Here is a 20,044-nt window from a genome sequence, read left to right as displayed (position 1 = left end):
GCAAAACAGCCGGCGTAAAGCCGGCCGCTTTTCCACATGCGCGGTCAGGCGACGACCTTGACCGTCCTCTCGTCCGGCACGGAAACCGTGCCCTTGCCGGTGATGTAGCTTTCCATCAGGTCGTAGATGGCCGGGCCTTCGGTGCCCTCGTTGACCGACGCCCAGCCGCCGACGACATAGGTGCCCGCCGGATCGATGGGCTCGCCGGTCGCGACCAGCTTCATGTCGGAGATGCGGTTGCCGATCGTCTCGTTCACCGTGCAGGTGTAGGTCATGCCCCCGACGCGGACCATGTCGCCGCCCTGCTGCAAAAACGGATCGGGGTTGAAGAGGTTGTCGCAGACATCCTCCAGCACTTCCTTGAGCTGGGCACCGGTCATCTCGTTGCGGTAGACGGCGGGGTAGTTCATCGAGGTCTCGGTGTAGAGGTCCTCGATGGTGATGTCCTGGCCAGGCAGCAGCGTCGTGCCCCAGCGGAAGCCGGGCGAGAGCGCGATCTGGGTGTCGCGCTCCTCCATGATGCCACGGCAGATGAGGTCGTCCCAGGTGCCGTTGAAATTACCGCGCCGGTAGAGCAGCGTCTCGGTCTTGCCGATGACGCGCGCCAGCTCGTCCTTGTAGGGCGCGCGCACTTCCTCGATCTTCGCCGCCATCTCGGCGTCGGGCGCGATCACGTCGGAGAAGACAGGGATCAGCTTCGAGCTGTAGCCCGTAACCTTGCCCCCGGACACTTCCAGGTCGATGCGGCCGAGATACTTGCCGTGCGAGCCGGACGACATGACGAGCGTGTCCTCCACCTGCAACGCCACCGGCACCGCGTCATGGGTGTGGCCGGTGAGGATCACGTCGATGCCCTTGACCACGCTGCACAGCTTGCGGTCGACGTCGAAGCCGTTGTGCGAGATCAGCACCACGATCTCCGCGCCCGCCTCGCGGGCGGCATCGACATTGGCCTGCAATACATCCGGGCGGATGCCGAACGACCATTTGGGGAACATCCAGCGCGGGTTGGCGATCGGCGTGTAGGGCATGGCCTGGCCGATCACCGCCACCTGCACGCCGCCCTTCTCGAACATGGCCGTGTTGTCGAAGGCCGGCTCGTCCCACTCCGCATCGAAGATGTTGGAGGCAAGGAAGGGATATCCCATGCTCTCGACGATCTCGAGGAAGCGCTCCTCGCCGAAGGTGAACTCCCAATGGCCGGTCATGGCGTCGGGCTTCAGCAGCTTCATGCACTCGACCATGTCCTGGCCGTTGGTCTTGAGCGAGGTGTAGGAGCCCTGCCAGGTGTCGCCGCCGTCGAGGAGCAGCACCTTGTCCTCGCCGCGCTCGGCGCGGATGGCCTTGACCAGCGTGGCGGTGCGGTCGAGCCCGCCCATGCGGCCATAGGCGCGGGCGAGATCGACATAGTCGAGGAAGGTGTGGGCATAGGCAAGCGGACTGCCGGCCTCGATGCCGAACTCCTTCAGGAAAGCCTCGCCCACCAGATGCGGCGGAATGCCGGCATAGGCGCCGACGCCGATATTGGTGTCCGGCGGCCGGAAATAGAGCGGCATGAGCTGGGCATGCACGTCGGTGAAATGCAGCAGCGTCACCTGCCCCTTGGAATCGAAACCGAGCAGGTCGTCCTGGGTGAGTTTCTGCTGCGCCAGCGCGCGGGTGGGGTTCGAAAGATAACCGGCCGCGCCCAGCGCCATGCCGGCATTGGCCGCGAATTGCAGAAAATCCCGACGGGTATAAGTCATGCTTGCCTCTTCAGGGCGTCTCCGCCCGGAACGTCTGTCCCTTCCGGCCGCCTGCACGGCCGGTGCTCATTGCCAGATCGCCGCTTTCGCTAGGGCGGCGGGCGCCCGAACAAATTCGGGATGCCCTCTATCCGTTTGTTTTCGCAGCACTTATGCGACATCAAGTGATTCCACTTGACTGCAAAATGCCCTATTGCCTGACGGCGGGCGTCTCCACCGACAGGCCGGTGCCACGCCAGGTCACATAGACCTCCAGCGCCATCAGCTCGTCGGAGAAGGCCTTCGGCATTTCCGCACGCGTGTCGCGCACGCAGCCGCGGAAACGGTTGTGCAGCGAAACCATGCCGGCCGTGTTGAAGCGATAGGTGGGGAAGCCGTTGGCCTGCCCCTGGCTGAGATGGTCGGCGCGGATATATTTGCCCATCGACGCCTCGTGGCACGAAGCGCAGGCGAGATTGAGCTGGCCGGTGCGGGTGTAGTAGGATTGCTTGCCCTTCTCCCACCAGCTCTGCATCTCGCCCTCGGAAAGGTCGAGCTTGACCGGCGTGCCCAGCGACTGGTGCTTGATGTAGGCGGTGAGCGCCACCTGGTCGGGATCGTCGAACTTGTAAGCTTCCGCCCCCATGTTCTCGACCCGGCACTTGTCGATCTGCAGCTCGACATTGATCGGCTTGCCCGAATCCGCATCCCATTTCGGGAAGCGGGCACCCACGCCCTTCATCGTTTCGGCCGCGTCGTCGTGGCAGGAGGCGCAGGACTTGCCCATGGTGCCATCCACCGTCTCCCACACATCGGCGCCGCGCTCGACCGAGAGCATGCCGGGGTTCTCGAAGGAGTCGGCCTGCGTGGCGCGGGTCTCGGCCTCGCGGAACAGCCAGCCCGACAGCACCTCGTCGAACGGATGGCCTTCCGGCGCCGGCGCGCGGGTGATCATCTCCACGCCGTCGATCTCGAGCGCCTCGTCGACCGGATCGGCGAACGAGACGCTCACCGTCAGCGCCGCGACACCTGCACAAAGAGCGGACAATGCCGCGATGGAACGTCTGCTCACCCTGTCCTCCCCCGCTGGCGCGCGGCATGTCAGCCGCGCATCTGGCTCAATCTGGCTCAGGCCACTTCGATTTTCTGTTCGTCGGTGTAGACGGACCCGTCGTCATCGACCCAGGTCAGCTTGAAGGTGCCGCTTTCGTTGACCTTGGCGCTGAACTCGAAATAGGGGTTGGCCGAGATCGCCGGATCGATGTCGCACGAGAACACCGGCTGCCCGTTGAACTCGCACGAGAACTTGTTGATGATCTTGCGCGGGATAGGCTTGCCGTCCTTGTCCTTGCGCTGACCCGACTCCATCTCGTGGCTGATCAGGGTCTTGAGCACGACAACCTCGCCGGCCTTGGCCTTCTTCGGGATCTTCACGCGGGGCTTGGGAGCTGCAGACATTTCACTTCCTTCAAATTTAGAGCCGGACCGGATGGAGGGACGGATCAGCCGCCGCAGCCGCCGATCGTCACCTTGACTTCCTTCTTGTCCATGTAGACCGAGCCGTCCGCCATCTTGGCGACGGCGATGACGTTCTGGGTCTTGGCCAGGCGCATGCGGGTGGTGGCGGCAGCCGAACCGCTCAGCGCGGTGAAGTTGAACGTCGCCACATCCGGGCTCGGATTGCCATCGGCAAGGATCAGAACCTGCGCGACCATGTCGTCGCCCTCCATGGCGCTCTCGACCTCGACGGAGATCGGCACGGTATTGCCGTTCTCGGCGATCTCGGGCGCGGTGAGGGTGATCTTGCCGCTCTGCACCTCCTTGCCGCCGGCGAAATCCGAAATCAGCTTGCTCGCCTCCTCGGGCGCGGCCATGGCGCGGCCGGGCAGCATCTGCAATGCCGGGACGACGGCCGCACCTGCGGCCAGCGCGAGTACATGACGCCTGTTGAGTGCCATGCTTGTCTCCTTCTCGTTCTATTCCTTGAGCGTCGCCAGATAGGCGACAACATCCTCGACCTGCTGCGCGGTCAGAATTGTCTTGCCGACGAGGTCCTTGCGGACATTGATGCCGACATTGAGGCTGTAGAAGCCCGGCATCATGGTCTCGTCGCTGAACGCCTGCTTGGCGTCCACGACTATGGCGCGCAGTTCTTCCTCGCTCCAGCGATCGGCCGCGCCGTCGAGCGAGGGCGCGACATCGCCGTGAAACTGTTCCTGGGAGAGCGCCGTCACCGCATGGCAGGCAAGGCAATTGCCGAGGCTGCGATTGGCGAGCGTCTTGGCGCCCTCTTCCGGATTGCCGGGAACCCCGGTCAGGGATTCCTTGACGGCCATGTCCTCGATCCGGACGTCGGCCGGAGCCACCTCTGCGGCCTGGGCAAGCCCGGCCCCGGCACATGCGGCAATAGCAACGATAGCGGTGAGCGTCCGCCCCATTCGGCCCTCCTCCAACCAGCGGGCCGCACGGGCGATCCGCTCCTCTCAGTCAACGATAGTCCGCCCCAATCGGGCAATCAATCAAAAAATATGAATTCGTGAATATATCACTCGCCATCCCCCAGCCGGCCGGCCGCCCTCAGCTCGTTGATGATGCGGGCATGGTATTGCTGAAAATGCTCCTCGCGCTCGTAGCCCTTCTCCTTCACCCAGCGGAACATGTTGAGGAAGGTCCATTTGCCGAAGGCGCCCGGCATGGTGGCGACGGCCGCCTCGGCCACCGTCTTGCCCTCTGGCGCCTCCTCCGGCAGGAACACGATGGTGGGCGTGAAGACATAGCCCCATTTGCGCGCGGCGGTCTTTTCGGTCAGCGCCTCGCCGTCGAGGTCGGTGACCTCCTCGTCGCCGAACATGTTGTACTGCACCACCATGAAGTTCTCGCGGATGTAGTCGCGCACCTCCGGGTCGGAGAGGATATTCTCGTGCATCTCCTTGCAGTAGATGCAGCCGCGCTGCTCGAAGGTGATGGCGAGGCGCTTGCCCTCGCCCTTCGCCTGGGCGATATCCTCGGCGATGTCGCGGAAGGTCATGGCGAACCATTCTTCCTTGTGCAGGCCGTCCTCGCCCAGTTCCGCCGCGGCGAGCGTCTGGGCGAAGGCGAGGGCCATCAACAGGGTGAATGCGCGTGCCAGCAGCTTGTGCATGGTCTCTCCTCCTAACCGATGCTCTGGAAGGCCGGGAAGGTTTCCAGGAGCCAGTACGAGATGGCCGACATCTGGCCGGTGATGAACAGGATGCCGGTGACCACCAGCAGGCCGCCCATGGCCATCTCGACCTTGTGCATGTGCTTCTTGAAGCGCGCCGCCCAGCCGAGGAAGCGGCTGGCGAACAGGGCCGCCAGAATGAACGGAATGCCGATGCCGAGCGAATAGGCGCCGAGCAGGCTGGCGCCGCGCAGGGCCGTGCCCTCGCTGCCGGCGATGAACAGGATGGCCGCCAGAACCGGCCCGACGCAGGGCGTCCAGCCGAAGGCGAAGGCCAGCCCGATGACATAGGCACCGAGCGGGCCGGCGGGCTTGCGGTCCACCTGCACGCGCGCCTCGCGATAGAGCATGCCGATGCGGAAGACGCCGAGGAAATGCAGGCCCATGGCGATGATGAGGATGCCTGCTATGATCGCCAGCGTATCGAAATACTGGGCGATGGTCTTGCCGATGACGCTTGCCGTGGCGCCGAGCGCGATGAACACGGTCGCAAAGCCGAGCACGAAGGCGATGGCCGCCACGACCACCCGGCGGCGCTGCGCGGCACCGGGCGTTTCGGTCTTCAGTTCGTCGAAGCTGACGCCGGCGAGCCAGGCGAGATAGGGCGGCACGATCGGCAGGACGCAGGGAGACACGAATGACAGCAATCCCGCAAGAAGCGCCCCGCCCAGGCTTACATCCAGCATTTCCTCTCCCCGCTTGCAGATTCGGCCTTGCGCCGGTCTGGCCTATTGAATGCATACAATGCTATATTTCTATATTAAACAAGGGCTGAAGTTGTGCGAGGGTCGGCGATGACCAGTTTGAAGACGGCGGTACTGGCGTTCCTTGTCCTGGTCGCGGCGGTTCCGGCCGCCGGTGCCGCGGAATTGCTGATGCTGGAACAGCCGGGCTGCGCCTGGTGCGCCCGCTTCAACGCCGAGATCGCCCCGGCCTGGCCGAAGACCGAGGAAGGACGCCGCGCGCCGCTCAGGCGCGTCGACATCACCGAACCCTGGCCGGACGACCTGAAGCACGTGGCCCGGGAGCGGTTCACGCCGACTTTCGTGCTGATGGAGGACGGCAAGGAAATCGGTCGCATCCGGGGCTATGTCGGCGACGAGTTTTTCTGGTATCGTATCGGAGAGATGATCGCGCTGTTGCCCAAGGAACAGTCGACGCAGTAGCAGGGCTGCCCAGGACCAGGGTCGGTGCCAATTTTTATTTCAGGATCGTCAGTCACGACATGAGCTTACCGAAGATCCAAGACGCCCAGACGCCGGAAGACTTCAACCAGCTTCTCGAACAGGCCCGCATGGCCAGCGAATTGCTGAAGGCGCTCGCCCATGAAGGACGGCTGCTGATCCTGTGCCTCCTTGCCGAAGGCGAGAAGTCGGTTTCGGAGCTGGAAGAGGCCATGCGCCTGCCGCAGGCGGCGGTTTCGCAGCAGCTTGCCCGGCTGCGCTTCGACCGGCTGGTCACCACGCGCCGCGAGGGCCGGGTGATCTACTATTCCATCGCCAGCAAGGAAGTGTCCTCGGTGATCGAAACGCTCTACAATCTCTTCTGCGCGCCGGTGCGGCGCCCCCGCAGGGATTAGCCGGGAGCGGCCGCCGGAGGGGGAGCGCGGCCAGGCCGATGCCAACCCGCCGATGCCAGCCCGCCACGCCAGCCACGGGCCGGAACCGCCGCCGGGCGGAGCCACCGGCCTTCAGCCAGAGGGAGGAAGCATGAACATCGCCACCCATCCATGGTTCCTGGCCCTTGCCGGCCTCGGCGCCGGCGTGCTGCTCGGCTTCGTGGCCCGCGCCAATCATTTCTGCACCATGTCGGCGCTGGAGCGCATGTGGTACGCCAACGACAGCCGTGGCGTGCGCACCTGGATGCTGGCCGCCGCGACCGCCCTCATCGCCACCCAGTCGCTGCAGGCGGCCGGCATGGTCGATACGGCCTCGAGTTTCTACATCCATTCCAGCTTCGCCTGGGTCGGCGCCATCGCCGGCGGCCTTGCCTTCGGCTTCGGCATGGCGTTGGTGGGCACGTGCAGCTTTGGCGCGCTGGTGCGGCTCGGCGGCGGCAGCCTGCGCTCGCTGATCGTGCTGGTCATCCTCGGCCTGGCCGCCATGTCGGCACAGAAGGGCCTGATCGCGCAGGCGCGCGTGGCGCTTTCGGACAACCATGCCATCGACCTGTCGGACAAGGGCGGCCAGTCGCTCGGCGCTTTGGCCTCGTTCTGGAGCGACCATGACCTTTCGCTGGCCGTCGCCCTCGTCGCGGGCCTCGGCCTGCTCGGCTGGGTGTTCCGCGACCGCCGCTATCGCGGGCAAAGAGGGTCCATCCTGACGGGGATCGCCATCGGCCTGATCGTCACCTTCGGCTGGTGGGCGACCAGCTACGCGACCGAGCATTCCTTCGAGGTGGTGCAGATCGAGGCCGGCTCCTTCGTCGTGCCGGTCGCCGACACCATGCTGCACGCCATCACCTTCACCGGCGTGGTGCCGGACTACGGCGTCGGGCTGGTTCTGGGCGTGATCGTCGGGGCTGCCGCCTGCGCGGCATGGAAACGCGACGTGCGCTGGGAAGCCTGCGACGACGCGCGCGAGTTGGGCCGGCATCTGGCCGGCGGCGCGCTGATGGGCATCGGCGGGGTCTTCGCCATGGGCTGCACCATCGGCCAGGGCATCACCGGCATCTCGGCGCTCGCCATATCGGCGCCGCTGGTGCTGGCCTCGATCTTCCTCGGCGCGAGGCTCGGCCTTGCCTATCTGATCGAGGGCTCGCCGCTCGGCGCCTTCCGCGCGCTGGACCGGCAGCCCGCGGAATAGGCATCCGGGGATTGCCGCCCTATGCCGGCACGTAGACGAAACCGTTGCCGCGCCGCTCCACCATGCCCGCCCCCGGATGCGGGAAATGGAAGCCGATGGCGCGGGCCTTGTCCGTCGCCAGACGGTCGAGCAGGGCGAGCCGCGTGCCCGCCCCCTGCTGCGGGTCCTGATCGCTGGCCGTCGGCCAGCCGGGCCGCGCGAAGGACACCGTCGCATTGGAAATGGCGTCGCCGACGATCAGCACCGGCTCGGCTCCATGCACCATGAAGGACAAATGGCCCGGCGTATGGCCGGGCGTGTCCACCGCCTCGATGCCGGGCAGCACCTCGTCGCCGCCCTTGATGAAATTCACCCTGCCATCCAGCGCCGCAAAGCGGTTCCGGGCGCCGACCACGAAGGTCTGGCGGTCCTCCGGCATCTGCGACATGGCATCGGACGACGACCAGAAATCCCATTCCGTCCGGCCGATATGATAATCTGCGTCGGCAAACACCAGTTCGTCGAAATCATCGGTCAGCCCCCACAGATGGTCCGGATGGGCGTGGGTGATGACCACGTCGGTCACCTCGCCGGGATCGACGCCGGCCGCTTCCAGCGACTTCATCAGCTTGCCGGTGCTCGACATGAAATTCGGGCCCGCGCCGACATCGAAGATGACCAGCCTGTCGCCTGAGCGAACCAGCGTCACGTTGCAGTCCGGCCGCATCGCATCGGTCGGCTGGCCTGCCTCCTCCAGCAGCCTGACGAGTTCGTCCTGCGGCGCATCGGGAAAGGTGAAATTGAGCGGCAGCGTCATCATGCCGTCGCTGACCACGGTGAGCTCGGCGCTGCCGGTCGACAGCGTCTGCGCCCGTGCCGTCCGGACGGGCGCGAACGCCGCCCCGCCGAGCGCGGCAGCCGTTCCGGCCAGGAATGTCCTGCGGCTCAAAAGCCCCCCGTTTCGCAACATGGTCGACATCGGCCTCCCTCCTTCCATGCAAACATTTTGTTTTTTGCATATTCCAGCAAAGCAGGCTAGCCTTGGCGAGCGAAATGCCGTTTTAGGCAACGGCCAACAAACACCTGTGGAGGAGGACGCCATGCTCAAGCTGAAACCCGTTTGCGGGGCTCTGGTCGCAATCGGCCTGAGTTGCGCCATCACCAGCCTTCCCGCGCTGGCGCAGGACGGGGTTCACACCGTCACCTCCGACAGCCCCTTCGAACAGGTGATGAGCGATCTGGAGGACGCCATCGTCAACCGCGGCTATGTGGTCGACTACCACGGCCATATCGGCGACATGCTCGAGCGCACTGCCGCCGATGTCGGCGGCGGCAAGCTCTACCGCAATGCCGAGTTCCTGCAATTCTGCTCAGCCGTCGTGTCGCGCAACGCCATGGAGGCCGACATTGGCAACATCGCCTACTGCCCCTATGTGATCTTCGCCTACGAGCCCGAAACCAAGCCCGGCGAGGTCACCGTGGGCTTCCGAGAACTGCCGGCCGGCCCCGGCCGCGACGAGGTCAACAAGCTGCTTGCCGAAATCGTCGGCCAGGCCGCCGACGGACTTTGATGCCGCGCGGCTTGACCACACATTGGATTATTGGAATGTACGCGCCTGAAGGTTACGCCCCGGCGCGCTTTGAATCCCTGTTTCTCCTGGAGGAAAGATCTTGAAGACGTTCTATGCCGCCGCGCTCACCATCGGCCTTGCGCTTCCCGTGTCCGCATTCGCGGCCGACCACGAGGTGAAGATGCTCAACAAGGGATCGGACGGCACCGCGATGGTGTTCGAGCCCTTGGTGGTGAAGGCAGCGCCCGGCGACACCATCACCTTCGTGCCGACCGACAAGAGCCACAATTCGGCCAGCATGAAGGGCGGTCTCCCGGAAGGCGCCGAAGCATGGAAGGGCAAGACAAACGAGCAGATCACGGTCACCGTGCCGGCCGAAGGCGTCTACATGTACCAGTGCACGCCGCATCTGGGCATGGGCATGATCGGCGCCGTCGTCGTCGGCCAGCCGACCAACCTGGAAGCGGTCAAGGGCCTGAAATATCCGGGCAAGGCCAAGAAGACGGCGGAAAAGATCTTCGCCGAGATCGAAGCCGGCTCCTGACGAGTGCTGGCCCGCGCGCGGCTGTGCGTGCGGGCCGTTTCAATTCCGGATCGAACGGTCCTCAGGGGCACTGCTGACTTCGCGTGTCACCTGCCCCGGGCAACGCCATGGCGTGCGCAGCATCGCCGCGCCGTCCGGCCTTACGCCCACGGCCGGACCGGTCATGTGTCCGCTCAGACAGCGGTCCGCACATCCAGGCAAATGGATGGCGATCTCGTCGTCTTTTCTTCTTGTGCAGACGACCCTTTGCAGATGCCGGAATTCCGGACGCGATCGGCGCCCCACGGAAACTTCCGTGGCATCATGCAGCAGAGTTTGAATGGATCGACGCCCCCACAAGCGCGTCCAACGGGACGCTTGATACGCTAGCGCGGATGAGTCGCCTGCGATCCCCCGACCGGTGTGTAACCGGGAAACATGTGATTGATCTTGAATGCCACTTCGGTGCGGTTGGTTGCTTTCAGCTTACGCATGATGTTGCGGATATGCACCTTGACGGTGCTCTCGCGCAGGTTCAGCTCATAGGCGATGATCTTGTTGGCCTTGCCGCGCCGCAACGCCTCGACCACTTCGGCCTGGCGCAAGGTGAACATGCCCGACAGCGGCCTGGAATCGGAACCGGTCTCGACCAGCCGACGCATCGCCATGACGCTGCTTGCGGGAACGAACACGCCGCCCGCCATGGCCAGCCCGATGGCCTCGATGCAGACATCGATGCCGACGGAGGTCGGGATGAAGCCGCGTACGCCATATTCGAGCGCCTGCAGGATCTGCGGCAGTTCATCGGTGTCGGCCAGCAGGATCAGCGGGATCTTGGCGAACTCCGCCGACAGGCGCCGGATATCCTCGCCGACCTGCGGATCGCCGATCCGCCTGCCCCCGATATTCAGCAGGATCGCGCATACGGGCGGAACCTGCTCGCGCTTGGCCATGTAGTCCTCGATCCTGCCCACGGGCAGCACCGTCAGCCCGAGTCCCCGCGCAACCAGGCTCTGGGCAAAGCATTCCCGCTCGAGCGCGCGATTGTCGACGATGACAAGCGTGCGGTCGGCTTGCGCCAGCGCCTCGCTTCCGGGGGGTTCAGCGCCCGGATCATGCAAGCCATGTGGTGAGAGTGGAGAACCGATAGGCGTTTTGGATAGTGACGCATTGGCGCCATTGGAAGCGATACCCATACTCATAGGTTTATTCCCCTTTGACACTGTAGGTCTGGTGTCGGCTCTGAGTGGTAATTCGCGACGATTAAACCCCGACCGTTGTGGTATTCTGGCCGGGACCTCCCCCCCGAAGCCGAATGCAACCATAACTTTTTTTGTGGCCCATCAAATTAACCCAGATTAACTGCGTGTTAATCAAACTAAATCGGGGAGTACATCTTATGGATGTAAACCTCTCCGTCCTCAGTTTGAAGGAGAGGCGGAATCCATCCGGCCAAAAAATGAGCATTGCGGCTATGATAGCGGCCACCCGTTCGATGTCGAACTCCGCTTTCCGCAACATTATCTGAAAATATAGCCTTCAGCCGACAAATGACGAATGCCCCCGTATCCGTCTTCTTCACAGTACTGACCGGATTCCAACCTGCCAGACCGGCTTTGGAATTTCCTTTTTTCGATTCGCAATAAGCACTCATCCCAATTGGGGGATTTTATATTCTGCGAATTTAAGTTAACCTGAGACAACCTTTGATAAGGTATTTTATCACGCCGGGGTGAAGCCGCTGGTTGGGGAAGCGGGCTTCGCAACGAAGATATTGAGGAGGACGGTCTGGAGAAGGGGGGTGTCGGATGAACGACACGCGAGATGCGCTCACCCGAAAGCTTCAAGCCTTCAAGGGCCTCGGCCCTGAAGACATGGCCATGCTCCAGGATCTGCAAAGGCTCCGCTCGCAGATCCCGGCCGGCAAGGAGGTTGTCTACGAAGGCCAACATTCGCATACGGCCTATATCCTGCGGCAGGGATGGGCCTGCTCGTACAAGCGGCTGCGCGACGGCAGCCGCCAGATCATCGACATTCAGGTCCCCGGCGATTTTCTGGGGCTGCGCAGCCTGCTCTTGCGGGCCTCCGACCACAGCTTCCTCACCATTACCGATGTCGAGGTGGCCCGGCTCGACAGGCACCGCATGCTGGAGGTGTTCCGCCGCACGCCGCGGCTGGCCGTGGCGCTCATGTGGGCGGCCTCGCGCGACGAGGCCACGGTGGTGGAGCATCTGGTCAGCATCGGCCGGCGCGGCGCCTTCGAGCGCACCGCGCATTTCCTGCTCGAACTCGGCGAACGGCTGAAACTGGTCGGCATCGGCAACGGCAGCGCCTATCCCTGCCCGATCTCGCAGTCGATCCTGGCCGATGCGCTGGGCATGACCGCAATCCACATCAACCGGGTGCTGCGCCAGTTGCGCGAGGCCCGGATCGTCGTGTTCCGCGACGGCATGGTCGAATTCCAGGACATGAAACGGGCCGCCGACATCACCGGTTTCGAACTCACCTATCTCGACCAGTCGCCCGAGAGCTGAGCATTTTCTGCGGCCGGACGGAAACGCCCGGCACAAACGCGTCCCCAGAAAAGCAAGCCGGAACAGCGGGGGCGCGTTCCTGAGGATGCTCGCGACTTCCGCCGCCACGCTGTCACCTCTTCCCGGCCTTACACCCGGAACATGCCATCCGCACGCGCGCTGATGCCTTCGCGAAAGCGGGCCGCAGCCTCCGACCGGTTCTGGACGCCCAGCTTGCCGATGATGTTGTGGAGATGAACCTTGACCGTGTGCTCGGACAAGGAAAACTCGGCGGCGATGATTTTGTTCTGCAGGCCGCGCGCCACCATCTCCAGGATCTGGAGTTCGCGCGCCGTCAGCGTCGCCAGATCATTGTCGACCGCGCCCATGAAGGACCCGCCCGCTACGCCGGCGGACGGAACGGCGCCCTCGCCGGCGATCTGCCTGAAGAACAGGCGCGCCGGAAAATATTCGCCGCCATGCAGCATCAGCCGCAGCACCGACAGCCAGACATCCAGCTTCAGGTCCATCGGCAACACGCCTCGCACCAGCCGCGATCCAAGCAGATCGCTCAGCCGGCAGGACGGCTCACGGTCTCCATGTTCGATGACGGCCGCGCTCGCCAAGGGGTGCAGGCGCAGGATATCGGCCGACGCCACTTCGATGGAGGCGAACATATATGGCTCGAACAGGATGAGCGCCACGGGATCGGGATAGGACATGCGGGCCGCCGAAGCCTCGAGGCGCTGCTCGACCGTCACCGAGGGAAATTCGATCTCCACGGCCCGTATCAGGTTCGCCGACACGGTTCCCGGCATGGCGATGAGCAGCATTGTCCTGCGCGGCGGTCCCACCTCCTCCGGAACCCCCGGCCCGGTGGCCCTATGTTGCGGATCGGTCAATGCGGCTCCCCCCGTGCCACGCCTTCGACAAACCGACAGGGCCGGGCGACATCGTTGCGACTGCCCGGCCCGACGAAACCGATTTCGTCTGCTTACGACGATAACGGCAGCAATCGGGCACGGCGACGCGGCAATAGGCGGAAAGACCGATCGTTCAAGGGAGAGGGATGCGCGACAGTCAGGACACGTGGCTGCCTCTTTGGGAGGTCTGGCGGCGCCCCCGCCATCCTTTTGGATGAGGCCGGCGCCACCGGGCAGCCGGCGCAGGGGCTATTTCGCGAACTTCTTCGCCCCGGCCACGCAGACGACGATGGCGACGGTGACTCCGATCATCGCCGGGTTGACCTCCTCATGCAGCAGCATGGCCGCCAGGGCGAGGCCGAAGAAGGGCTGGAGAAGCTGAAGCTGGCCGACCGCGGCGATGCCGCCCTGCGCAAGGCCGCGATACCAGAACACGAAGCCGATCAGCATCGAGAACAGAGAGACATAGGCAAGCCCCGCCCATGCCGGGCCGCCGATGCCGGCCAGCGTGCCGGGGCTGGTCATCATGGCGATGACCAGCATGATCGGCAGCGACAGCACCAGCGCCCAGCAGATCACCTGCCAGCCGCCGAGCTTGCGCGACAGCCGGCCGCCCTCCGCATAGCCCAGACCGCAGACCACGACCGCAGCCAGCATCAGAAGATCGCCCACCGGCGCGGCCGAGATGCCCTGCGAGACGGCAAAGCCGACGACCAGCAGGCTGCCCAGCAGGGAAAATGCCCAGAAGGCCGGGCGGGGACGCTCACCGCCGCGCAGGACGCCGAAGATGGCGGTGGCAAGCGGCAGCAGGCCGATGAAGACGATCGAATGCGCGGAGGTGATGTGCTGCAAGGCGATGGCCGTGAGCAGCGGGAAGCCGACCACGACGCCCAGCGCGACGACGGCGAGCGAGACGAGGTCGTCCCGCTCCGGCCGGCGTTCGCGCAGCGCCACCAGCAGCGCCAGACCGATGAGGCCGGCGATCGCGGCCCGCGACGCAGTCAGGAACACCGGCGCGAAATCGGCCACCGCCACGCGCGTGGCCGGCAGCGAGCCCGAAAAGATCAGCACGCCGAGGAACCCGTTGAGCCAGCCTGTCGTCGTCTTGTCCATGGTTTTCACCCGTTTCGGCCACCTGCCCGGCCATTTCTGCTTCTCCTATGGGGTAGAGAGGCATGGGTTTTCCAGATACAATGCAGTACGATTTTATCGAACTGTACTGGTCCGAAAGGCATTACGGATGGAAAGGCAGCTTGCGCGCGAAACGGCGGATCCCGCCGATACGCTGATCGGGACGCTGATGGCGACGATCCGCCGCCGCATCGCGTCGCGCAGCCTGACGCCGGGCGCCCGTCTGCCCTCGATCCGCGCCCTGGCAGCCGCCATGCAGGTTTCCAAATCGACGGTGGTCGAAGCCTATGAGCGGCTGGCGGCCGAGGGCGCCATCCGGTCCCGTCCAGGCTCGGGCTATTTCGTGGCCGCGCCGATGGCGCCGCTGTCGCTGGCCGATATCGGCCCGAGGCTCGACCGCGAGGTCGATCCCCTGTGGATTTCGCGCCAGTCGCTCGATGCCGGCGACACCATGCTGAAGCCGGGCTGCGGCTGGCTGCCGGCCTCGTGGATGCCGCAGGAGGCGATGCGGCGCGGCCTGCGCACGCTGTCGCGCACCGCCGATGCCACGCTGGCCGACTACGGCACGCCTCTCGGCCTGCGGCCGCTGCGCGAACTTATGGTGCGGCGCATGGGCGGACACGGCATCGTCGCCGCGCCGGAACAGGTCATGCTGACCGAATCCGGCACCCAGGCCATCGACCTGATCTGCCGCTACCTGCTGGACGCGGGCGACACGGTGCTGGTCGACGATCCCTGCTATTTCAATTTCCATGCGCTGCTGCGCGCGCATCGGGCCAGGGTGGTTTCGGTGCCCTACCGGCCGGACGGGCCGGACATCGAGCGTTTCGCCGCGGCATTGGAGGAGCACCGGCCGCGCCTTTACCTCACCAACAGCGGCATCCACAACCCGACCGGCGCCAGCCTTTCGCCGGTGACCGCGCATCGGCTTCTGAAACTGGCCGACCAGCATGACCTCGTCATCGTCGAGGACGACATCTTCGCCGATTTCGAGCTGACGCCGGCGCCCCGTCTGGCCGCCTTCGACGGGCTGGAGCGGGTGATCGCCATCGGCAGCTTTTCCAAGACCCTGTCGGCCTCGGTGCGCTGCGGCTATGTGGCGGCAAGGCCGGAATGGCTGGAGGGGCTCGTCGACCTCAAGATCGCCACCAGCTTCGGCGGCAGCCATTTCGCCGAGGCTCTCGTGCTGGCGCTGCTGACCGACGGCAGCTATCGCAAACATCTGGAAGCTCTGCGCACCAGGTTGGCGCGCACCCTGGCCGGGACGGCCGCGCGGCTGGAGGCTGTCGGCATCGTACCGTGGCTGATGCCGCAAGCCGGCATGTTCCTGTGGTGCCGCCTGCCGGACGGCGCCGATGCCGGCAAGGTGGCGCGCCATGCGCTGGCCGAAGGCATCGTGCTGGCGCCCGGAAATGCCTTCAGCCTGTCGCAGACCGCGCACGGCTTCATGCGCTTCAACGTCGCCCAATCGGACGATGCGCGCATTTATCAGGTGCTGGAAGCGGCCTTGCAGCGCGTCTGAGTTCAGTGCGCCGGGGCGGCCGGCGAGCGCATCAGCATGCCGAACAGGTCGCGCGGATCGTCGGGATCGGCGATCAGGTCGAGGAACTCCAGCGCATCGCCGCCGACCGTCAAATCGTAGACATAGCGCAGCGCCGAAAAGTCCTCGATGGCGAAGCCGACCGAATCGAACAGGGTGATCTGACGCTCGTCCCGCCGTCCGGCCGCATGGCCGGCAATCACGTCCCACAGTTCGGTGACCGGATAATCGGCGGCAAGCTGCTGGATTTCCCCTTCGATGCGGGTCTGCGGAGGAAACTCCACGAAGATGTCGGAGCGCAGCAGGATGTCCTTGTGAATCTCGGTCTTGCCGGGGCAGTCGCCGCCCACGGCGTTGATGTGGACGCCGGGCCCGACCATGTTGTCGGTCAGGATCGTGGCATATTGCTTGTCGGCGGTGGCCGTGGTGATGATCGACGCGCCCTCGACCGCTTCGGCGGCCGCACCGCAGATCTCGATCGAGGCAAAGCCCTGCCGGGCGAGATTGCCGGCGCATTTGCGCGAGGCGGCCGGGTCGATGTCATAGAGGCGCAGCCGGTCGACGCCGAGCAGCGACTTGAAGGCCAGCGCCTGGAACTCGGACTGGGCGCCGTTGCCGATGACGGCCATGGTGCTGGCACCCTTCGGCGCGAGATATTTGGCCGCAACGGCCGACATGGCGGCCGTGCGCAAGGCGGTCAGCATCGTCATCTCCGACAGCAGCACGGGATAGCCGGTCGAGACATGCGACAGCAGGCCGAAGGCGGTGACGGTCTGGAGGCCGTCGCGCGTGTTCTTCGGATGGCCGTTGACATATTTGAAGCCGTAGAGCGTGCCGTCGCTGGTCGGCATCAGCTCGATGACGCCATCGACGCTGTGCGAGGCGATGCGCGGCGTCTTGTCGAAGCTCGGCCAGCGGCGGAAATCCTCCTCGATATAGCCGGCGAGTTCGCCGAGGAAGCGCTCGATGCCCACCGAATGGACCAGGCGCATCATGCGGTCGACGCTGACGAACGGCACCACGTTGAGTTGCTTGTCCATTCAGGCCGCCCTTCTCTTGCCCGTTATCGTCTTGCCAAGCAGGCTGCCCACCAGTTCGACGGCAAGCCCGGCCGTGCGGCCCCGCTCGTCGAGCACGGGATTGAGCTCGACCACGTCGAGGCTGGTGACGAGCCTACTTTCGTAAAGCAGTTCCATGGCCAGATGCGCCTCGCGGAAGGTGGCGCCGCCCTGCACCGGCGTACCGACGCCGGGGGCCAGCGGCGGATCGAGGAAATCCACATCGAAGGAGACGTGCAGCAATCCGTTCGCCGCGCGCACTTCGTTCAGGAAGGAGTCCAGCAGCGCGGCGATGCCCTTGCGGTCGATGGCGCTCATGTCATGGACGCGCATGGCCGTTTCCGCCAGCGCCTCGCGCTCGGCCGCGTCGACGCTGCGCAGGCCGAGGATGCAGACATGCTGTGGCGACAACGGCGCGGCAAGCGGCGGGAAATAGCCCTCGAAGCCCGGCAGGCCGCACAGATAGGCCAGCGGCACGCCATGCAGATTGCCGCTGGTGGTGCTGTCCAGCGTGTGAAAATCGGAATGGGCGTCCATCCACAGCACGAAGAGCGGCCGCCCCTCTTCGGCGGCGCGGCGCGCCAGCCCGGACACCGACCCCGCCGAGATGCTGTGATCGCCGCCGAGGAAGATGGGGAAGCCGTCGGCGCTCGCCTCATAGGCCATGCCGGCGGTCGCCTCGACCCAGGCACTGACCTCGGGCAGGAATTTCAGGCGGTTGGCATGGGCGGGAACGGCGCGTGGCTGCGGCGTCGGCACGGCACCGAGATCGACGACTTCATGACCGAGGTCGCGCAATGCGGCGACCAATCCGGCATCCTTCAGCACCTCCGGCCCCAGCGCGCAGCCGGGGACGGGCTGCCCCTGCTCGACCGGTACGGAAATCAGCTTGCACTTCATGGCCACCCCTTGATCGTTCGGCCCAGAAGAACCCATTTCCCCGGCACATGGAAGCAGCCAGATTGCCTAATCCGGCGGCACGACTTACCATAATGGTAAGGTCAATTGACCGGATCGGGCATGACATGGACGCAACCGACCAGCGCCTCATCACCATATTGCGCCATGACGGGCGGCGCAGCCTCTCCGACCTCGCCGCCGAGCTGGGCCTGACGCGCGCCACCGTGCGCGCGCGGCTGGAGCGGCTGAAGAACAGCGGCGAGATCATCGGCTTCACCGTCATCCTGCGCTCCGACGCCATCGACCTGCCGGTGCGCGGCATCATGATGATCGAGATCGGCGGCCACAGCGCCGATGCCGTCATCAAGGCGCTGAACGGCTTCTCCGAGGTGAGCGCCATCCACACCACCAACGGCAAATGGGATCTTGTGGTGGAACTCGGCACCTCCGACCTGATCGCGTTCGATCAGGTGCTGCGGCGCATCCGGTTGATCCCCGGCATCACCAATTCCGAGACCAGCCTGCTGCTCGCCACGCCCCGGAGCGTCAAGGCAAGGCTTTAGGAGCGGAATACGAACCGCTTCGGCATGACCAGCGACAGCGCATGGGTCAACTGGCTGCGCGCCAGCAGGCCGAGCGCGGCGAAATAGGTCGCGGCGCCCACGCTCACCAGAATGGCAAGGGCCGCCACCGGCTGCATGCCGGCCGGCAGCAGCGTCCTTGCCAGCAGAACCGTCAGCAGCATCACGATGCCGGCCTGTATCGGCTTCAGCATGACGCCGGCATAGGCGCGCGGGCCGACATCGGTCATCTTGCCGGCGGCGATGAAGGCCAGCGGGCTGAGCAGAATAGCCCGCACCACCATGGCACCGGCAATGGCGGTGATGCCGAAGGACGAGGCAGCCACGACCGCCGCCAGATTGGCGAGGGTCTGGGCCACCTGTATGCGCAGCCAGATATCCGGCCTGCCGCCGCCCTGCACGATCGAGCGCTGTACGCTGCTGATCGCCCCCAGAAGCCCGAGGAACACGAAGGCACGCAGCACTGGCGTCGCTTCCAGCCATTTCTCGCCGAACAGCACATGGATGGCGAGGTCCCCCACCGCCAGCAGGCCGAGATTGGCCGGCACGGCGAGGATCATGGTGAGCGACAGCGTCTGGACATAGGCGGAGCGCAGCCGCTCGATATTGCCCTGTATGGAGGCGACCAGGGGCATGGTGACGCTGTTGGCGGGCGCGATGATGGCATCGGTCATCAGGTCGTTCAGGCGCCGTCCTATAGAATACAGGCCGAGCGCATGGGGGCCGAGCAGGCTGCCGATGATGCCGCGGTCGAACTGCGAATTGGCCACGTCGAGGGTTTGCTGGCCCAGCATCACCAGCAAGGTCGGGCGCGCCGGCTCGACGGCGCGCATGGAAAATCGCGATTGCGGCTTCCAGCCGGCGTAGTACCAGTTCAGCACGCAGGTGAGGAGGTGATAGATGAACGTGGTCATCACCGCGCTCATCGCGCCGAAACCGTAAAGCGCCATGAGAATGGCGACCGGGGCGAGCGCAATGGTTATGATCGCCGTCTGCGAGCCGATGCGGGCGAAATCCCGCTTGACCACACGGATGGCGCCGGGAATGGTGCCGATGCCGTTGGCGACGATGGAGCCGGCCACCACCCACATCAGGGGTTCGAATTCCGCAGCATCGAGGAAGCGTGCGACCGGAGCGGCGGCGGCCAGACAAACCAGCCCGACGCCCAGCGACAGCGCCAGGTTCAGCCAGAACAAACCCGAGATGGTTTCCGGCTTCAGGTTCTGGCGCACGATCAGCGTCTCGCGGAAGGCTCCGGTGGTCAGGAGGGACCCGAGGAGGAAGATGACCGTCGACAGCGTCATCAGGCCGAACTGGTAGATTTCCAGCAGGCGGGCGAGGAAGACGGCGACGAAGAAGACCGTCCCCATGTTGATGATCTGCGAGCCGATCAGCCAATAGGCGCCGAGCCTCGCCTGCTGCTTCAGCACCATCGCGGCCAGTTCCCGTCGCCATGCGCAGTCGATGTCTGAATGCCCGCAGCCAAATGCCCATCTCCACGGGGAACTTCAGGGCCCGCCTGCGACGGCAGGCCGGGGCCGGCGCCCCCTTTGATCAAGCTTTCCCAAGCATCGGCAGCATGCGACCGGCGGCAG

General features: G+C 65.0%; 22 protein-coding genes. 8 read left to right on the top strand and 14 right to left on the bottom strand.

Annotation, left to right across the window (positions count from 1 at the left end):
- Window positions 1-44 precede the first annotated feature (44 nt).
- The 7 genes from soxB to ABID37_RS12200 form a co-directional block, all read right to left on the bottom strand.
- Complete coding sequence (gene soxB, locus ABID37_RS12230) at window positions 45-1,745, bottom strand: thiosulfohydrolase SoxB (protein ID WP_354195044.1); 1,701 nt, start codon at window positions 1,743-1,745, stop codon at window positions 45-47.
- A gap of 190 nt (window positions 1,746-1,935) precedes the next feature.
- Window positions 1,936-2,796 (bottom strand): sulfur oxidation c-type cytochrome SoxA, encoded by an 861-nt coding sequence (soxA, locus tag ABID37_RS12225; protein WP_354195042.1) that lies wholly within the window; start codon window positions 2,794-2,796, stop codon window positions 1,936-1,938.
- 56 nt (window positions 2,797-2,852) lie between these two features.
- Window positions 2,853-3,182 (bottom strand): thiosulfate oxidation carrier complex protein SoxZ, encoded by a 330-nt coding sequence (soxZ, locus tag ABID37_RS12220; RefSeq protein ID WP_354195040.1) that lies wholly within the window; start codon window positions 3,180-3,182, stop codon window positions 2,853-2,855.
- A 44-nt stretch (window positions 3,183-3,226) separates the two neighbouring features.
- Window positions 3,227-3,682, bottom strand: a complete 456-nt coding sequence (gene soxY, locus ABID37_RS12215) for a thiosulfate oxidation carrier protein SoxY (protein WP_354195038.1) — start codon at window positions 3,680-3,682, stop codon at window positions 3,227-3,229.
- 18 nt (window positions 3,683-3,700) lie between these two features.
- Complete coding sequence (soxX, locus tag ABID37_RS12210) at window positions 3,701-4,162, bottom strand: sulfur oxidation c-type cytochrome SoxX (protein ID WP_354195036.1); 462 nt, start codon at window positions 4,160-4,162, stop codon at window positions 3,701-3,703.
- 107 nt (window positions 4,163-4,269) lie between these two features.
- A complete protein-coding gene (locus ABID37_RS12205; RefSeq protein WP_435521557.1) occupies window positions 4,270-4,866 on the bottom strand; it encodes a thioredoxin family protein in 597 nt (198 codons plus the stop codon).
- An 11-nt stretch (window positions 4,867-4,877) separates the two neighbouring features.
- Window positions 4,878-5,612 carry a cytochrome c biogenesis CcdA family protein gene (locus tag ABID37_RS12200; protein ID WP_354195034.1) on the bottom strand — a complete coding sequence of 245 codons (735 nt, stop codon included), beginning with the start codon at window positions 5,610-5,612 and terminating at the stop codon, window positions 4,878-4,880.
- A gap of 108 nt (window positions 5,613-5,720) precedes the next feature.
- Between ABID37_RS12200 and ABID37_RS12195 the strand changes: the two genes are divergently transcribed.
- From ABID37_RS12195 to ABID37_RS12185, 3 genes are all read left to right on the top strand, one after another.
- The gene (locus tag ABID37_RS12195; protein WP_354195032.1) at window positions 5,721-6,092 is read left to right on the top strand and encodes a thioredoxin fold domain-containing protein; all 372 of its coding nucleotides are present in this window, start codon (window positions 5,721-5,723) and stop codon (window positions 6,090-6,092) included.
- Window positions 6,093-6,151: 59 nt separating this feature from the next.
- Complete coding sequence (locus tag ABID37_RS12190) at window positions 6,152-6,505, top strand: ArsR/SmtB family transcription factor (protein ID WP_354195030.1); 354 nt, start codon at window positions 6,152-6,154, stop codon at window positions 6,503-6,505.
- Window positions 6,506-6,635: 130 nt separating this feature from the next.
- On the top strand, window positions 6,636-7,730 hold the full coding sequence (locus ABID37_RS12185; protein WP_354195028.1) for a YeeE/YedE family protein: 1,095 nt from the start codon (window positions 6,636-6,638) through the stop codon (window positions 7,728-7,730).
- Between the two features lie 19 nt (window positions 7,731-7,749).
- Here ABID37_RS12185 and ABID37_RS12180 read toward each other — a convergent pair whose 3' ends face one another.
- Window positions 7,750-8,688 (bottom strand): MBL fold metallo-hydrolase, encoded by a 939-nt coding sequence (locus tag ABID37_RS12180; RefSeq protein ID WP_354195026.1) that lies wholly within the window; start codon window positions 8,686-8,688, stop codon window positions 7,750-7,752.
- A gap of 121 nt (window positions 8,689-8,809) precedes the next feature.
- Here ABID37_RS12180 and ABID37_RS12175 point away from each other — a divergent pair, with 121 nt between their 5' ends.
- Both ABID37_RS12175 and ABID37_RS12170 read left to right on the top strand, forming a co-directional pair.
- Window positions 8,810-9,280, top strand: a complete 471-nt coding sequence (locus ABID37_RS12175) for a DUF302 domain-containing protein (RefSeq protein WP_354195024.1) — start codon at window positions 8,810-8,812, stop codon at window positions 9,278-9,280.
- A 130-nt stretch (window positions 9,281-9,410) separates the two neighbouring features.
- Window positions 9,411-9,824 carry a pseudoazurin gene (locus ABID37_RS12170; protein WP_435521560.1) on the top strand — a complete coding sequence of 138 codons (414 nt, stop codon included), beginning with the start codon at window positions 9,411-9,413 and terminating at the stop codon, window positions 9,822-9,824.
- A gap of 365 nt (window positions 9,825-10,189) precedes the next feature.
- Here the strand turns inward: ABID37_RS12170 and ABID37_RS12165 are convergent, their stop codons facing one another.
- Window positions 10,190-11,005 (bottom strand): LuxR C-terminal-related transcriptional regulator, encoded by an 816-nt coding sequence (locus ABID37_RS12165; RefSeq protein ID WP_354195022.1) that lies wholly within the window; start codon window positions 11,003-11,005, stop codon window positions 10,190-10,192.
- A 606-nt stretch (window positions 11,006-11,611) separates the two neighbouring features.
- Here ABID37_RS12165 and ABID37_RS12160 point away from each other — a divergent pair.
- The gene (locus tag ABID37_RS12160) at window positions 11,612-12,337 is read left to right on the top strand and encodes a Crp/Fnr family transcriptional regulator (RefSeq protein WP_354195020.1); all 726 of its coding nucleotides are present in this window, start codon (window positions 11,612-11,614) and stop codon (window positions 12,335-12,337) included.
- A gap of 128 nt (window positions 12,338-12,465) precedes the next feature.
- Here the strand turns inward: ABID37_RS12160 and ABID37_RS12155 are convergent, their stop codons facing one another.
- Together ABID37_RS12155 and ABID37_RS12150 are read right to left on the bottom strand one after the other, a co-directional pair.
- Window positions 12,466-13,218, bottom strand: a complete 753-nt coding sequence (locus tag ABID37_RS12155) for a helix-turn-helix transcriptional regulator (RefSeq protein ID WP_354195018.1) — start codon at window positions 13,216-13,218, stop codon at window positions 12,466-12,468.
- A gap of 270 nt (window positions 13,219-13,488) precedes the next feature.
- A complete protein-coding gene (locus ABID37_RS12150) occupies window positions 13,489-14,352 on the bottom strand; it encodes a DMT family transporter (protein ID WP_354195016.1) in 864 nt (287 codons plus the stop codon).
- 127 nt (window positions 14,353-14,479) lie between these two features.
- On the opposite strand from ABID37_RS12150, the gene ABID37_RS12145 reads away from it, so the two are divergent.
- Window positions 14,480-15,892: an aminotransferase-like domain-containing protein gene (locus tag ABID37_RS12145; RefSeq protein ID WP_354195014.1), complete on the top strand. Its 1,413-nt coding sequence runs from the start codon at window positions 14,480-14,482 to the stop codon at window positions 15,890-15,892.
- Between the two features lie 2 nt (window positions 15,893-15,894).
- Here the strand turns inward: ABID37_RS12145 and ocd are convergent, their stop codons facing one another.
- Together ocd and rocF are read right to left on the bottom strand one after the other, a co-directional pair.
- Entirely contained in the window at window positions 15,895-16,950 is a 1,056-nt protein-coding gene (ocd, locus tag ABID37_RS12140) for an ornithine cyclodeaminase (protein WP_354195012.1), read from the bottom strand.
- Window positions 16,951-17,868 (bottom strand): arginase, encoded by a 918-nt coding sequence (gene rocF, locus ABID37_RS12135; RefSeq protein ID WP_354195010.1) that lies wholly within the window; start codon window positions 17,866-17,868, stop codon window positions 16,951-16,953.
- A 125-nt stretch (window positions 17,869-17,993) separates the two neighbouring features.
- On the opposite strand from rocF, the gene ABID37_RS12130 reads away from it, so the two are divergent.
- Entirely contained in the window at window positions 17,994-18,431 is a 438-nt protein-coding gene (locus ABID37_RS12130; RefSeq protein WP_354195008.1) for an Lrp/AsnC family transcriptional regulator, read from the top strand.
- On the opposite strand, the gene ABID37_RS12125 is transcribed toward ABID37_RS12130, so the two are convergent.
- A complete protein-coding gene (locus ABID37_RS12125) occupies window positions 18,428-19,882 on the bottom strand; it encodes an oligosaccharide flippase family protein (RefSeq protein WP_354195006.1) in 1,455 nt (484 codons plus the stop codon). The genes ABID37_RS12130 and ABID37_RS12125 overlap by 4 nt on opposite strands.
- Window positions 19,883-20,044 lie beyond the last annotated feature (162 nt).

This window comes from Aquamicrobium terrae (assembly GCF_040545735.1).
Taxonomy (GTDB): domain Bacteria; phylum Pseudomonadota; class Alphaproteobacteria; order Rhizobiales; family Rhizobiaceae; genus Mesorhizobium; species Mesorhizobium terrae_A.
Note: the sequence above shows the minus strand (reverse complement) of the source record. Positions and strands in the feature narration are given on the sequence as shown.